Raw genomic sequence first — 13,241 nt, 5'->3', positions numbered from 1 at the left:
CGTCACCCCGGTCGGCCGAGTGGGCACTCAGATGCCCACTCGGCCGACGTACGTGACGCCTCGGCAGGTCGGTAGCCTCCACGCATGCGGACCGGTCGGATCATCCTGCTCAACGGGGCATCGAGCTCGGGCAAGAGCAGCGTCGGGCGGGAGCTGTTGCCGCTGCTCGAGGACCCGTGGTTCCTGGTGCCGGTCGACGGGATCAGCGGGATGCGGTCGACGGTGCACACGCGTGAGCTCGACGAGGCCGGGATCGCGGAGATGCTGCGGCGTACCCGGCTCGGCTACCACCGCGCCGTCGAGGCCCTGGCCTCGGTCGGCAACGACGTGATCATGGACTATCCGCTCAGCGAGAGCTGGCGGCTCGACGACCTGCTCGAGGTGCTCGACGGCTACGACGTCACCCTCGTCGAGGTCTGGTGCTCGCCCGAGGAGCTCGAACGCCGGGAGACCGCCCGCGGCGACCGGCCCGCCGGCCTCGCCCGATCGCAGACCCTCGTCTACACCCACCCGTACGACATCCGCGTCGACTCCACGACCGCCACCCCGGCCGCGTGCGCGCAGGAGATCGCCCACGCCCTGCCCGCGCTCACCGCTCCCAAGGCCTTCGACCGCCTCCGCGCCGGCCGCGCCGAGTAGGCACGTACGTCGGCCGAGGCGTCACCCCGGTCGGCCGAGGCGTCACCCCGGTCGGCCGAAGCGTCACCCCGGTCGGCCGAGGCGTCACTCCGGTCGGCCGAGCCGTCACTCCGGTCGGCCGAGCCGTCATCGCGGTGCCCACTCGGCCGACGCGAGCGACGTCTCGGCCTGCGCCGGCGACGTCTCGGCCGACGCGCGTGACCTCTCGGCAGGCGAAGTTGGCCGGGATGAGAAAATGATTCCCGACATGTCTGAAACGAAGCTTCCCCGCCCCGGTCAGGCCACCCTCGCCGGGTGGCTCATCGTGCTCGCGTCGCTGTTCACCGTGGTGGCGGCCTGGGACCAGATCGCCGGGCTGCGCAGCCTGGACACCCGGGAGCGGGTGGAGGAGGTGCTGGCCGAGCCGCCGCTGGCCGGCTCGGGGATCGACCTCGACAGCATCCTCGACCTCATGCACGTGATGGCGCTGGTCACCGGCGCGATCGCGGCAGCGGCCGTGATCCTCGGCTGGCACGTCCTGCAGCGCAGCAAGCAGGCCCGGCTCGCGCTCACGGTCATCGCAGCGCCGCTCTTCTTCGCGGGGATGTTCGGCGGTGGGTTCTGGTCCACGCTGGCCGCCGTCGCCGTCATCCTGCTGTGGATGTCGCCGACCCGCGACTGGTTCGACGGGGTCACACCGGCCAAGCGCGAGGCGCTCGACACCGGCGACCCCGACCAGACCTCGTACGTCGCCCCGACCGCGCCCGCGACCCCGACCGAAGTCCCGACCGCAAGCCCGACCGCAACCCCGGGCGAGACCCAGCCCGGCACGACCACCGGCCCGGCCCGCCTCGCGGAGCAGCAGCCGCCGCCGTGGACCGGCGCGGTGGCGCACCCGACGAAGGCCGCACCCAGGCGTCGCCCGGGTGCGGTGATGGCGGCAGCCGTGCTGACCTGGATCGGGTCCGGGTTCACCGCGCTGATGATGCTCGCCTCGGCGGTGACGGCGACCGCCAACCCCGACGTGATCCTCGAGCAGGTGCGCAAGCAGGCCGAGAGCGACCCGAACATGCGTGAGGTCGCCGGGCTCTACACCGCCGACATCATCATCGCCTCGGCCTGGGTCATGGCCGTGCTGGTGACGATCGTGTGTGTCGCCGCCGCCGTGTTCGCAGCGTTCGCGGTCCGCCGCCACTCCTGGGCCCGGGTCGCGCTGATGATCTCCGCCGGCATCTCGGCGCTCTCCCTGCTCCTCTTCGCCCTCGCCTTCCCGCCGGCGGTGATCCTCTTCGGCGCCGCGGTGGCGACCTTCTCGTTCCTGCTGCGACCCGAGGTCGCGGCTTGGTTCCGTGGCTGAACCCGAGGCTCGGAGCCTTAAAGCAAGGCAGCCGACCCGGCGGGCCGGATAGGCTCCGCGGCATGTCAGATCAGTACGGCTCCTTCGACAACCCCTACGGCGGCAAGCCGCCGTTCCAGGGGCAGGAGCCGCCGCCCCCGACGCCCTACGCCCCACCCCTGCCGTACGCCACCCCGCAGCCGACCCAGCCGACCCAGCCGCAGCAGCCCCAGGGATGGGGTCAGGCGCCGCCGGCCTACGGCCAGTACGCGATGGGTCAGCAGCCCCCGGCGTACCTGCGTCCTCACTACCCGCAGCCCGATCCCGACACCCGTCCCGGGACGGTGGTCGCGGCGTCGGTGCTGACGATCGTGGGGTCGGTGATCGCCCTGCTGATCTCGCTGTTCATGGTGCCCGCGGGGATCGCCGACTACAACGACCCGTCGTCCTCGGAGAAGGGCGTGACGCTGGCGATGGTGATCTGGTTCGCCACGTGCGGGGTGCTCAGCCTGATCGCGATCCCGCTCGGGATCATGGTGCTGTTCCGGTCCAAGGTGGCCCGGGTGCTGCTCACGATCGTGGGTCCGCTCGCCGCGCTGCTCGCGCTCTTCACGGTGCTCTATCCGGCGCTGATCATCGCCGTGCTGGTGATGCTCTACTCGGGCAGAGCAGGCAGTTGGTTCGCCAGGCGTACGCCCGGCGACCCGCTCCGGCCGACGGCGGTGCCGGGCATGACACCGCCGACCCACCAGCAGTTCTAGGGAACGAGCGAGTCGTCCTTGGCCCCGTTGTCGGAGCCACGGACGATCTTGTAGACGCGCAGGCCGATCCAGGCCACGACCGCGATGACCACGATCAGGATGACGATGTTCTGGAAGCGGCCGACGATCGGCTCGACCTTCTCCCAGTTGTCACCGAGCTGGTAGCCGGCGACGACGAAGATGGTGTTCCAGATCGCCGAGCCGACGGTGGTCAGGATCAGGAACTTCCAGATCGGCATCCGGGTGACGCCGGCGGGCACCGAGATCAGCGACCGGAAGATCGGGATGAAGCGGCCGAAGAAGACCGTCCACGCGCCGTACTTCTCGAAGAACGCCTCCGTCTTCTCCAGGTCGGAGACCTTCACGAGCGGCAGCTTCGAGCCGACCCAGTAGACCCGCTCGCGGCCGATCAGCGCACCGATCAGGTAGAGCGCGAGCGCACCGACGACCGAGCCGAGGGTGGTCCAGATCAGCGCCTCGGCGATCGTGAACCGTCCCTGGGCGGCCGTGAAGCCGGCCAGCGGCAGGATGATCTCCGACGGCAGCGGCGGGAAGAGGTTCTCCAGCGCGATGCCGAGTCCCGCACCCATCGGGCCGAGCTTGTCCATCAGGTCGACCGCCCAGCCGGCGACGCCGGTGAGCTCCTCGGGCTGGGTGGCGGTGAGGATCATGAGGCTCTCTTCGCAGTGTGTGGGTGGGCCGGGCGGGCGAAGCCTAGCGACCGAACCTGAAATCCACGCTGTGGGTCCCTAGGAGGCGGCGTTGACCGCGTCCAGGTCGGCCCGGGTCAGCACGGAGCGGATCTCGAGCGAGACATCACGCAGCGACTCACCGGGCTCGGGCGACCGGTCGATCGCACACACCACAGTGTCCACGACCGCACCAAGCGGACGGAGCGCGTTGACCGCGTCGCGCACGGCGCCACCGGAGGTGATCACGTCCTCGATCAGCGTCACGCGCTTCCCGGAGAAGGACGGCCCCTCGGCGAGCTTGGCGGTGCCGTACTCCTTCGCCTTCTTCCGGATGAAGATCGCCGGGATGCCGGTCTTGGCCGACACCATGGTCACGATCGGGATGCCGCCGAGCTCCAGACCGCCGAGCAGCTCGGTGCCCTCCGGCAGAAGCTCCACCATCCGCGCCGCGACCCGGTCCAGGAGCGCCGGGTCGGCCTCGAAGAGGTACTTGTCGAAGTAGGTGTCGCTGACCTGCCCCGAGCGGAGCGTGAACTCGCCGTGCAGGCGGCAGGTGGCGTCGATGTCGGCAGCAAGGGTCTGGTCCGTGGTCACGCCCAATAGCCTAAGTCCCATGAGTGAGCGCCAGCGAACGGCATCAAGGACTGCTCGACGACTCCACGGCATCCCGCCGACGATCTTCTCCGAGATGTCGGCCCTGGCCGTCGCCACCGGCGCGGTCAACCTCGGCCAGGGCTTCCCCGACGTCGACGGCCCGGACGAGATCATCAAGGAAGCCGTCGCCGCACTGGAGGGCGGACGGAACCAGTACGCCCCTGGCCCGGGCATCCCCGCACTGCGAGAAGCCGTCGCGGCCCACCAGGCCCGTCACTACGGCCTCACCTTCGACCCGGCTCGCGAGGTCGCGGTGACCACCGGCGCGACCGAGGGGATCGCCGCGGCGATCCTCGCCCTGGTCGACCCGGGCGACGAGGTGATCCTGGTCGAGCCCTACTACGACAGCTACCCCGCCATGGTGCAGTTCGCAGGCGGCGTACGTCGCCCGGTGACGCTCAGCCTCGACCCGGACGCACCCGGCGGAAGACTGCCGCGCGAAGCCCTCGAGGCGGCGGCCTCGGCGAAGACCACGGTGCTCCTCCTCAACTCCCCGCACAACCCGACCGGCACCGTGCTGACCCGCGAGGAGCTGGAGACGGTCGCCGCCTTCGCCAGGGACCACGACCTGACGGTGGTCTCGGACGAGGTCTACGAGCACCTGACGTTCGACGACACCCCGCACGTCCCGATCGCCACGCTCCCCGGGATGCGCGAGCGCACCCTGACCCTGTCGAGCATCGGCAAGTCCTACTCCTTCACCGGCTGGAAGGTCGGCTGGGCGACCGGCCCCGAACACCTGGTCCAGGCGCTGCTCGGAGCCAAGCAGTGGCTGACGTTCACCTCCGGTGCGCCGCTGCAGCCGGCCGCTGCGTACGCGCTCGAGCATCTCGACCACTGGCCCCGGGAGCTCGCCCTCGACCTGCAGGGGCGGCGCGATCTCCTCTGTGGCGGGCTGAAGGAGATCGGCCTGGACGTGACGATCCCGGAGGGCACCTACTTCGCCGTCTCCGACATCGAGCCTCTCGGCTGGGCCGACGGGCTGGAGTTCTGCCGGGCGCTGCCGGAGCGCGCCGGGGTCGTGGCGATCCCGTTGCAGGGGTTCTACGACACCGATGCCGGGAAGCACCTGGTGAGGTGGACCTTCACGAAGCAGCGCGAGGTGATCGAGGAGGCGCTGGAGCGCCTCACCCACGGGAACCTGACGCGTTAGTGGTCCGCCCGGCGGTCGGCCTCGTCCTCCGCCGGGGTGCGCGGGTGGACCGCCAGACCCATGATGTCGCGGTCCGGGCGACCGTCGTGGTCGAGGTCGCGGGCCAGCCGCGACGCGGTGCGCCGCCGGCGCCACCACTCCACCATCGCTGGCAGGAACGCGAGCGCGAAGAGCAGCAGGATCAGGTAGTCGACGTTGTCGGCCAGCCAGGGCCAGCGCGCGCCGACGAAGAACCCGAACAACGTCACTGCGAGCACCCACAGCACGCCACCGACGAAGCTCCAGAAATAGAACCGCCGCCGGTCCATGTGGGTGACCCCGGCGACGACGGTGACGTAGGTGCGTACGAAGGCGATGAAACGCCCGATCACCAATGCCTTGTTGCCGTGCTTGTCGAAGAACTCCCGGGTCTGTTCGAGATGTCGCTTCTTGATGAAGCGGCCGTCGCGTTCATAGAGCCGCGGTCCGATCTTTCGCCCGATCTCATATCCGGTCACGTTGCCCGCGAAAGCGGCAGCGAGGAAGAAGAGCATCGCGATCACGATCTCGACGCCGGGAGGCCCGGGAAAGATGTCGATCTTGCCGGTCGCGATGAAGATCCCGAGCGCGATCAGCAGGCTGTCGCCGGGCAGGAACGGAAAGAAAAGACCGCACTCGATGAAGATGATGATCAGGCTGATCCAGAACAGCGGCTCACCGAAAGTGGCCAGCAGAAAGTCCGGACTCATCCAGTCCAGACCGGCCATCATCGGCGCAAAATTCCCCGCACCTGTCACGCGCCCTACGGTACCCATAGGTAACAAGTCTTGTTGTCGAATATTCTGACTCGTCGATGAACGAGACACGTCAGTCCGAGGGTGATTCCCGAGCTCCGTACGACCCGATGCCCCACGGGCAGCCGGAGGTCGGCCTGGGTCCATGGCAGGGCGAATGGCCCGAGGGGGACCACTGGGACCCGGACCTGCTGGCCAACGGCGACCGCCGCAACGTGGTCGACCGTTACCGTTACTGGACCCTCGAGGCGATCGTCGCCGACCTCGACCAGCGCCGCCACGGCTTCCACGTCGCCATCGAGAACTGGCAGCACGACTTCAACATCGGCACCATCGTCCGCACCGCCAACGCCTTCCTCGCCGCCGAGGTGCACATCGTCGGCAACCGCCGCTGGAACCGTCGCGGTGCGATGGTCACCGACCGCTACCAGCACGTCCATCACCACCCGGACGTGCCGGCGCTCGCGGCGTACCTCCACGAACGGGACATACGCCTCCTCGGCATCGACAACCTGCCCGGCTCGCTCCACCTGGAGACGATGGCGCTGCCCAAGTCGGTCTGCTTCCTCTTCGGGCAGGAGGGTCCGGGTCTGTCCGAGCAGGCCCGGGAGAGCGTCGACGGCACCTTCTCGATCGCCCAGTTCGGCTCGACGCGGTCGATCAACGCCTCCGCCGCCGCCGCGATCGCGATGCACTCCTGGGTCGTCCAGCACGCCGATCTGTCCTCCGACGACGCCTGGCGCGGCTGAACGGATCAGCGCAAAGAGCACGTCGATCCCCCTGGGCGCACCAGGGGGATCGACGCGTCGTGACCGATCAGCGGATCAGTTGGTGTTCCGCTCGTAGCAGACGACCCAGTGGTCGCCGGTCTGCCACTCGTAGCGGCTCGGCTTGCTGTAGGCCCGGGTCCGGCTCGGGCAGTTGTTCGCGACGGCCCGCTCGAACGAGTCGGTGGACGGGTAGGTCGTACCGGCCTTCTTGAAGGCCGAGATCGACTTGTAGGTGTGCGAGCTCAGGCACGAGTAGGGCCCGACGTACGTGCCGCTGAGGCAGCCGCGGGTGCGCTGGGTGAGCGAGACGCCCTCGAGGAACTTGGCCCGGTTGGTCGGCAGGTTCTTGAGGGTGTCCTTGCCCGGGAGCACGACGTCGCACCGGAACCAGCGCTGGCCGGCGTCGAACTGCTCGACGTTCGGCACGAAGAACGCCGTGGTGTACGCCGACTGGTTCCGCTTCGAGTAGGTGCTGCCCAGCTTGTCACGGAGCGCGTGGACGCACGTCTTGACCATGTGGGAGTAGTTGGCCTCACGGGTGAGGGACGCCTCGGTGCGGGTCGTACCCGAGACGAGGGTGCCCAGCGCGATGGTCTTCGCGGTGTGGGCCGTGCTGCACGAGACCTTCTTGCCGGTCTGGGACCAGCCGCTGTAGGCGGTCCAGCCGTAGTTGTAGCAGGTGCCGACCGTGGGCTTGGGCGGCACTGCCGCGTCGGCCTGGGTGGCGGTGAGTCCGATGAAGGAGAAGACGCCGACGACGAGCCCAAGAACGAGGGCCACCATCATCGGCTTCTGCACGGGCGCGACGGCGCCGGCACGAAGACGAGACATTGATCGTGCTTTCGGATGAGTGGGATGTGGCGGGCTGATCATCGCAGCGAGATGCCCGGCGGGGCATAGTCAATTCGGGTGGTTGTAACCCGGTTACGACCCGGTGTCAACGGTGGGAACCCGATCCGCTAAAGTTAACTTCTGGGTCGCCCGGATGTGCCCCTTCTTCTAGGGTGCGTGGCCTCGGGGCCGGGCGGCAGCGGGGGTTTTCAGGACCTCTCGATCCGATAGCGGATCCGCACCTGCTCGCCGGACTGCAGGACGTCGATGACCCGCATCCGCTCGCTGGTGATGCGACGGGGGAGCAGCGGCGCTCCGGCCCCGAGGGTGACCGGGCAGATCCCCGCGACGACCTCGTCGAGCAGGCCGGCGTCGTCGAACTGACCGACCAGGTCGCCACCGCCCACGAGCCAGATCCCGCCGTCGACGGCGGCCGCGATCTCGTCGTAGACAGGTCTCACCTCGCCCTGCACGAAGTGCACCTCGGTGCCCTGGACCGCCGGCAGGTCGGTGGCGTGGGTGAACACCCACACCGGCCGGTCGTCGTAGTACTCCCGCCACTTCTCCGGCCCGGTCAGCATCTCCGGCGCGTGCTCGATCATCCAGCGGTACGTCGTGCCGCCCATCACCAGCGCCGCCGACTCCGCCATCAGCCGTTCCCAGGCCGTCTCGTCGTCGCCGTGCGGCGTGTCGAAGAGCCAGTCCAGCGAGTTGTTCTCGTCGGCGATGTAGCCGTCCAGCGAGGTGGCGGTGAAGTAGGTGACCTTGGGCATGTCCCGACGCTACGCCCGGAAGGCGTCCCCCGACTCCAGACATGTACGCAGCGCTGCCAGGCCGCGGGACGAGTGGCTCTTCACCGTCCCCTCACTGATCCGCAGCTCGCGCGCTGTCTCGGCGACCGACAGCTGCAGCCAGTGGCGCAGGACGACCACCTTGCGCTGCATCTCCGGGAGCGCCTGGAGCGCGTCGAAGAGCTCGGACCGCTCCTCGACCTGCTCCGCGGGGGCGGGCCGCTCCGGCAGGTCACCGAAGCGCTCCCGCTTCCACCACGGCCGCCGGGCCTGGTCGATGTGGGCGCGGACGAGGATCGTCCGGACGTACGCCTCCTCCGAGCCGGACTCGACCCGCCGCCACGCGGCGTACAGCTTCAGCAGGGCCGTCTGCACCAGGTCGTCGGCCCGGTGCCAGTCGCCGCACAAGGCATAGGCGGTTCGCACCAGGTGCGGGCGTCGTGCGGCGACGAACCCGGAGAATGCCTCGTCGTGTGCGCTCACGGAAACAGCCCTCCGCCCGTCTCCGGGTCGGTCTCCCTGGCCTTGACCATGGCCAGGACGTCCTCGAGGGAGCGTGTGTCGCGGTCCTCGGATCGGGGTCCGTCGGCCACCTCGACGGTGTAGACGAGGGTGAGGCCGTCCTTCTCGCGAGCGATGGCGACCTGTTCCTTCCCGTTGACGGTGATCCGTGCGGCCGCGGACCGGCTGGCGCCGTCGGCGAACTTCTCCCCGAGATCAGGATCGGCAACCTGCTCGAGGATCTCCACGCCGTCCTCGGCCGGGACCAGCTCCGATCCGTCCCCGAACTCGACCGCCTCGGACATGCTCGCGCTGTAGCCGCCCGTCGACGCGGCCAGGTCCCTGTCGATCTCCTTGTCCCGGTGCGCGATGTATCCCTCGATGGTCTGCCCCGGAGCGGCGTACGCCACCCCGTAGCCTTCACCGCTGCCACCGCCCTTCGGCCGGTTTCCGGTGAAGAGGATCCATACCTCCATGCCCTCGCGCTCGGCGACGGCTGCCTCGGAGTCCCAGGGCAGGTCATAGCCGAGCGGGTTGTCGATCTCGCGGGTGATCGTCCAGCCGTCGCCGACCCGGATCGATCCGCCGACCGACCATCTGGGCTCGACGTGGTGCGCGGCCACGTCCTCGGCCCACTCGCCGAGGCTCTTCCCGTTGGTCCCAGCCGCGTCGGCGTAGGCGATCTCGGTCGGGTTCATGAAGTTCGCGTAGACCGTCTTCTCGCCGTTGGTCGCGGCGAGGAACAGCTGGGAGTAGTCGTGTCCGAGGAGCCGGCGGATCTCCTTCCGCTCGATCCGTCCTGCCTCCTCCCAGCCGTCGTGGAGGGTCACCTCGTTGGTGTCGAAGTCGTACCTGAGCGGGGAGGCGTCGCTCAGCGGCGGCTGTGTGGGATAGGAGCCGAGCGCCTCGCCGGCCTCCGACTGGGTCGCGATCGGTGGCGGTGGTGCTGCCCGGTCACGCCACGGTGCATAGGTGGATCCCAGGCCGATCACGGCCGCGACGAGGAGTGCGGTCCCGCCGGCAGCGACGGCCCGCCGACGGCGTACGGCCTTCTTCCCGGCGGCCACCAGGGCAGCCGGTTCCGCGGACGTGGGTGGTGGGTGCGGGATCGCCAGATCCAGGGCGTCGTGCCAGTCCATCGTGCCTCCAAGGTCAGTCTCACCCGTGGATACGGATCTCATGGCTGATCGGTTGTCCTGGTTGATCGATCCAACTGCCGGCGTTGGGCGGGGTGGCGCGGGAGCGCATTACGCTGGCCACCAGCGCACCGGTCGACAACGGATCTTCAAGGAGACCTCCAGATGCCCATCGCCACCCCCGAGAAGTACGCCGAGATGCTCGCGACCGCGAAGGAGAAGGGGTTCGCCTTCCCGGCTATCAACGTCTCCTCGTCGCAGACGCTCAACGCGGCGCTGGCCGGCTTCGCGGAGGCCGGCTCGGACGGCATCATCCAGGTCTCCACCGGTGGCGCGGAATACCTCTCCGGCCCCACGGTCAAGAACATGGTGACCGGCTCGGTGGCCTTCGCGGCGTACGCGACCGAGGTCGCCAAGTCCTACGACGTCAACATCGCGCTGCACACCGACCACTGCCCCAAGGACAAGCTCGACGGTTTCGTACGTCCCCTGCTCGAGCTCTCCTCCGAGCGCGTCCAGCGCGGCGAGGCGCCGCTGTTCCAGAGCCACATGTGGGACGGGTCGGCGGTGCCGCTGGCCGAGAACCTGCAGATCGCCGAGGAGCTGCTGGCGCTGGCCAAGGCCGCGCACATCGTGCTCGAGATCGAGGTCGGCGTGGTCGGCGGCGAGGAGGACGGCATCGTCGGCGCGATCGACGACAAGCTCTACTCGACCCCCGAGGACGCCATCGCGACCGCCGACGCGCTCGGCATCGAGGGCTACCTGACCGCGCTCACCTTCGGCAACGTGCACGGCGTCTACAAGCCGGGCAACGTCAAGCTCCGTCCCTCTATCCTGCGCGACGCCCAGGACGCGGTCGTCGCCAAGCTCGGCCTGCCCGCCGGCTCGAAGCCGTTCGACCTCGTCTTCCACGGAGGCTCGGGCTCGAGCGCCGAGGAGATCGCCGAGGCGGTCTCCTACGGGGTGGTGAAGATGAACATCGACACCGACACCCAGTACGCCTTCACCCGCCCGGTCGCCGGCCACATGCTCGCCAACTACGACGGTGTTCTGAAGGTCGACGGCGAGGTCGGAAACAAGAAGCAGTACGATCCTCGCGCGTGGGGCAAGCTCGCTGAGGCCGGTATGGCCGCTCGGGTCGTCGAGGGAGCCCAGCATCTGGGTTCCGCGGGCAACTCCATCGGCTGAGCGACACGCCGAGGACAGGCCGATGGTCCCGGTTCGGAAAACGTTGTGGCACACGGCATAGCGAACTCGGGCTTATGTCGTTGTGCCGGTCATTGGTAAAGCGATTCAATGCCCCTAGCTGGACGGCGACTCACGGGTAACGAAGTCGGACCGTCTTCTCGGCGTTGATCTTGGGAGGGACATCCTCGGTATGGAAACCACTGCGCGAAACCGCACCATCGGCGGAATCGTCATAGGCGCGATCATTCTGATCCTGCTGCTCGTCTTGTTCTCGTGCACCGTCAACGGCGACCCGCAGAGCTCGCCGAAGAAGGATCCGACCACCGGGGAGTCTTCGCTCCCCAGTGATCCGGACACCATTGAGCCCGACGACAAGCCGTCGGAGAAGGACTCCGACGAGCCGGAGGTCGTCGACGACGACATCGTCCCGGCCGCCAACACCGGCGTGACCTTCATCCCCGCGGGCAACGTGCCCTCGGGCAGCACGCCCACCTGTGAGCTCGACCCGAGCGCCTGTGAGGACACTCGTCCGCCGGGTGCCGGTGTGGACATCTGTGAGATCAAGCCCGATCTGGCTCAGTGCCAGCCGCCGGCTCCGCCGACCACCCCGCCGGGTGACGGTGAGCCGACCACTCCGCCGGACGACGGCGACGACTGCCTGCTGCCGTTCGACCTGCTCTGCCCCGAGGACCCCGGCCCCGAGGACCCGGGCCCCGGTGACCCGGAGGAGGACACCAACGCTCCTGACCCAGTCTCGGTCAACGAGTGCACCGTCAACAGCAACTCCTCCGCGACCATCGAGTGGTCCGAGGCCAAGGACAAGAGCGGGATCGACCACTACACGGTGACGTCGCGTCCGAACGCCGGCAACCCGGGTGACACCGACAAGACCTCGGCGACCTTCCCCGACCTGCGGCCGGGTGAGACCTACACCTTCTCGGTCACCGCGACCGACAAGGCCGGCAACGAGTCCGAGGACAGCAACCCGGTCGACTGCGTCATGGACGTCACGGCGCCGGAGGTGCCTGCGGACCTGACCGTCGAGGCGGGCAACCCGAGCGACAGCACGCTCGACGTGAGCTGGTCCCGGTCCGAGGACAACCAGGACGGCGTCGGCGACGTCACCTACAACCTCTACCGCGACGGCGAGCTCATCGCGTCCGGCAACGACACGTCCTTCGAGGACACCGGCCTGAAGGCAGGCACGGAGTACACCTACTCCGTGCAGGCCGTGGACGGTGCCGGCAACGAGTCCAAGCGCTCCGCCGGGGTCTCGGGCACGACGACGAAGATCGCGCCGACGGTCCCGACCGGTCTCGACGCGAGCAACGAGGGTGCGCTCGGCTTCGACCTCGCCTGGAACCCGTCGAAGGACGAGGACGGTGTCACGCCTCCTGAGGAGATCGACTACCGCGTCCGCGTCACCGGTGGCGTGTGCGTCGGTGGCACGACCACCGGCGAGACCACGCTCCACGTGACCTGCATCCTGCTGTGGGACACGGTCGAGGTCACGGTGACCGCGATCGACGGTGACGGCAACGAGTCGGCCCCCAGCCGGTCGCTCACGGTGAAGTCCGACGGCACCGAGCCCCAGCAGTTCAAGGGCAACACCGCTCTCCGCTCGAACACCCCGGGCGAGGGCGAGCCCGCCGCTCCGGCCGACGAGCCGGTGACGCCGGACGCTCCGGCCGAGGTGCCGGGCGACGCTCCGACCGACGAGCCGACCGAGAAGGACGCGCCGCTGCTGCCGGGTCTGGACGACATCCTCCCGGGTGGCGACGACGCCGCCGAGGCCCCTGCTGAGGAGCAGCCGGCCGAGCCCGAGGCGACGCCGAGCGAGTCGGAGTCCCCGGCTGCGCGGCCGACCACCGAGGAGCCGACCGACGAGGCGGCGACCGAGGACGCTCCTGCCGAGGAGGACGAGGGTGGCCTGCTGGGCGACATCGTCGACTCGGTGACGAGCGCCGTGGCCGCGGTGTTCTAGTCGATCACACGCCGAGAAACAGGGCGGGGAGAGCCGAGAGGCTCTCCCCGCCC

At 69.1% G+C, this 13,241-nt stretch carries 14 protein-coding genes; 7 read left to right on the top strand and 7 right to left on the bottom strand.

What is annotated here, in order from left to right:
• Positions 1 to 84: 84 nt before the first annotated feature.
• The 3 genes from UG56_RS22545 (at position 85) to UG56_RS22535 (ending at position 2,715) form a co-directional block, all read left to right on the top strand.
• On the top strand, positions 85 to 639 hold the full coding sequence (locus UG56_RS22545; protein WP_045548718.1) for a chloramphenicol phosphotransferase CPT family protein: 555 nt from the start codon (positions 85 to 87) through the stop codon (positions 637 to 639).
• Between the two features lie 247 nt (positions 640 to 886).
• Positions 887 to 1,975 (top strand): hypothetical protein, encoded by a 1,089-nt coding sequence (locus tag UG56_RS22540; protein ID WP_045548719.1) that lies wholly within the window; start codon positions 887 to 889, stop codon positions 1,973 to 1,975.
• A 62-nt stretch (positions 1,976 to 2,037) separates the two neighbouring features.
• Positions 2,038 to 2,715, top strand: coding sequence for a hypothetical protein (locus UG56_RS22535; protein ID WP_045548720.1), 678 nt, complete (start codon positions 2,038 to 2,040; stop codon positions 2,713 to 2,715).
• Here UG56_RS22535 and UG56_RS22530 read toward each other — a convergent pair.
• Entirely contained in the window at positions 2,712 to 3,386 is a 675-nt protein-coding gene (locus UG56_RS22530; RefSeq protein WP_045548721.1) for a DedA family protein, read from the bottom strand. The genes UG56_RS22535 and UG56_RS22530 overlap by 4 nt on opposite strands.
• Positions 3,387 to 3,464: 78 nt before the next feature.
• Complete coding sequence (gene pyrE, locus UG56_RS22525; RefSeq protein WP_084101445.1) at positions 3,465 to 4,001, bottom strand: orotate phosphoribosyltransferase; 537 nt, start codon at positions 3,999 to 4,001, stop codon at positions 3,465 to 3,467.
• Positions 4,002 to 4,020: 19 nt separating this feature from the next.
• Here pyrE and UG56_RS22520 point away from each other — a divergent pair, with 19 nt between their 5' ends.
• Entirely contained in the window at positions 4,021 to 5,214 is a 1,194-nt protein-coding gene (locus UG56_RS22520; protein WP_045548723.1) for an aminotransferase class I/II-fold pyridoxal phosphate-dependent enzyme, read from the top strand.
• Here UG56_RS22520 and UG56_RS22515 read toward each other — a convergent pair.
• A complete protein-coding gene (locus UG56_RS22515) occupies positions 5,211 to 6,059 on the bottom strand; it encodes a DedA family protein (protein ID WP_256206838.1) in 849 nt (282 codons plus the stop codon). The two genes, UG56_RS22520 and UG56_RS22515, sit on opposite strands and share 4 nt — an antisense overlap.
• Here UG56_RS22515 and UG56_RS22510 point away from each other — a divergent pair.
• Positions 6,047 to 6,736, top strand: a complete 690-nt coding sequence (locus UG56_RS22510; RefSeq protein WP_045548725.1) for a TrmH family RNA methyltransferase — start codon at positions 6,047 to 6,049, stop codon at positions 6,734 to 6,736. The two genes, UG56_RS22515 and UG56_RS22510, sit on opposite strands and share 13 nt — an antisense overlap.
• 75 nt (positions 6,737 to 6,811) lie before the next feature.
• Here UG56_RS22510 and UG56_RS22505 read toward each other — a convergent pair whose 3' ends face one another.
• The 4 genes from UG56_RS22505 to UG56_RS22490 all read right to left on the bottom strand — a co-directional run bounded on the left by UG56_RS22505 (position 6,812) and on the right by UG56_RS22490 (position 10,019).
• Entirely contained in the window at positions 6,812 to 7,588 is a 777-nt protein-coding gene (locus tag UG56_RS22505) for a septum formation family protein (RefSeq protein WP_045548726.1), read from the bottom strand.
• 209 nt (positions 7,589 to 7,797) lie between these two features.
• Positions 7,798 to 8,361, bottom strand: coding sequence for a dihydrofolate reductase family protein (locus tag UG56_RS22500; protein ID WP_045548727.1), 564 nt, complete (start codon positions 8,359 to 8,361; stop codon positions 7,798 to 7,800).
• Positions 8,362 to 8,370: 9 nt separating this feature from the next.
• Positions 8,371 to 8,862 carry a SigE family RNA polymerase sigma factor gene (locus tag UG56_RS22495; RefSeq protein WP_045548728.1) on the bottom strand — a complete coding sequence of 164 codons (492 nt, stop codon included), beginning with the start codon at positions 8,860 to 8,862 and terminating at the stop codon, positions 8,371 to 8,373.
• Positions 8,859 to 10,019: a hypothetical protein gene (locus UG56_RS22490; protein WP_045548729.1), complete on the bottom strand. Its 1,161-nt coding sequence runs from the start codon at positions 10,017 to 10,019 to the stop codon at positions 8,859 to 8,861. The genes UG56_RS22495 and UG56_RS22490 overlap by 4 nt, the downstream gene beginning before the upstream one ends.
• Positions 10,020 to 10,181: 162 nt before the next feature.
• Between UG56_RS22490 and fbaA the strand changes: the two genes are divergently transcribed.
• Both fbaA and UG56_RS22480 read left to right on the top strand, forming a co-directional pair.
• Positions 10,182 to 11,204 (top strand): class II fructose-bisphosphate aldolase, encoded by a 1,023-nt coding sequence (gene fbaA, locus UG56_RS22485; protein ID WP_045548730.1) that lies wholly within the window; start codon positions 10,182 to 10,184, stop codon positions 11,202 to 11,204.
• 190 nt (positions 11,205 to 11,394) lie between these two features.
• Positions 11,395 to 13,188 carry a fibronectin type III domain-containing protein gene (locus UG56_RS22480; RefSeq protein ID WP_045548731.1) on the top strand — a complete coding sequence of 598 codons (1,794 nt, stop codon included), beginning with the start codon at positions 11,395 to 11,397 and terminating at the stop codon, positions 13,186 to 13,188.
• Positions 13,189 to 13,241: the final 53 nt, after the last annotated feature.

The sequence above is a fragment of the Nocardioides luteus genome, from assembly GCF_000960475.2.
GTDB classification, from domain to species: Bacteria; Actinomycetota; Actinomycetes; order Propionibacteriales; family Nocardioidaceae; genus Nocardioides; species Nocardioides luteus_A.
This window is presented reverse-complemented; position numbering and strand designations above follow the sequence as displayed.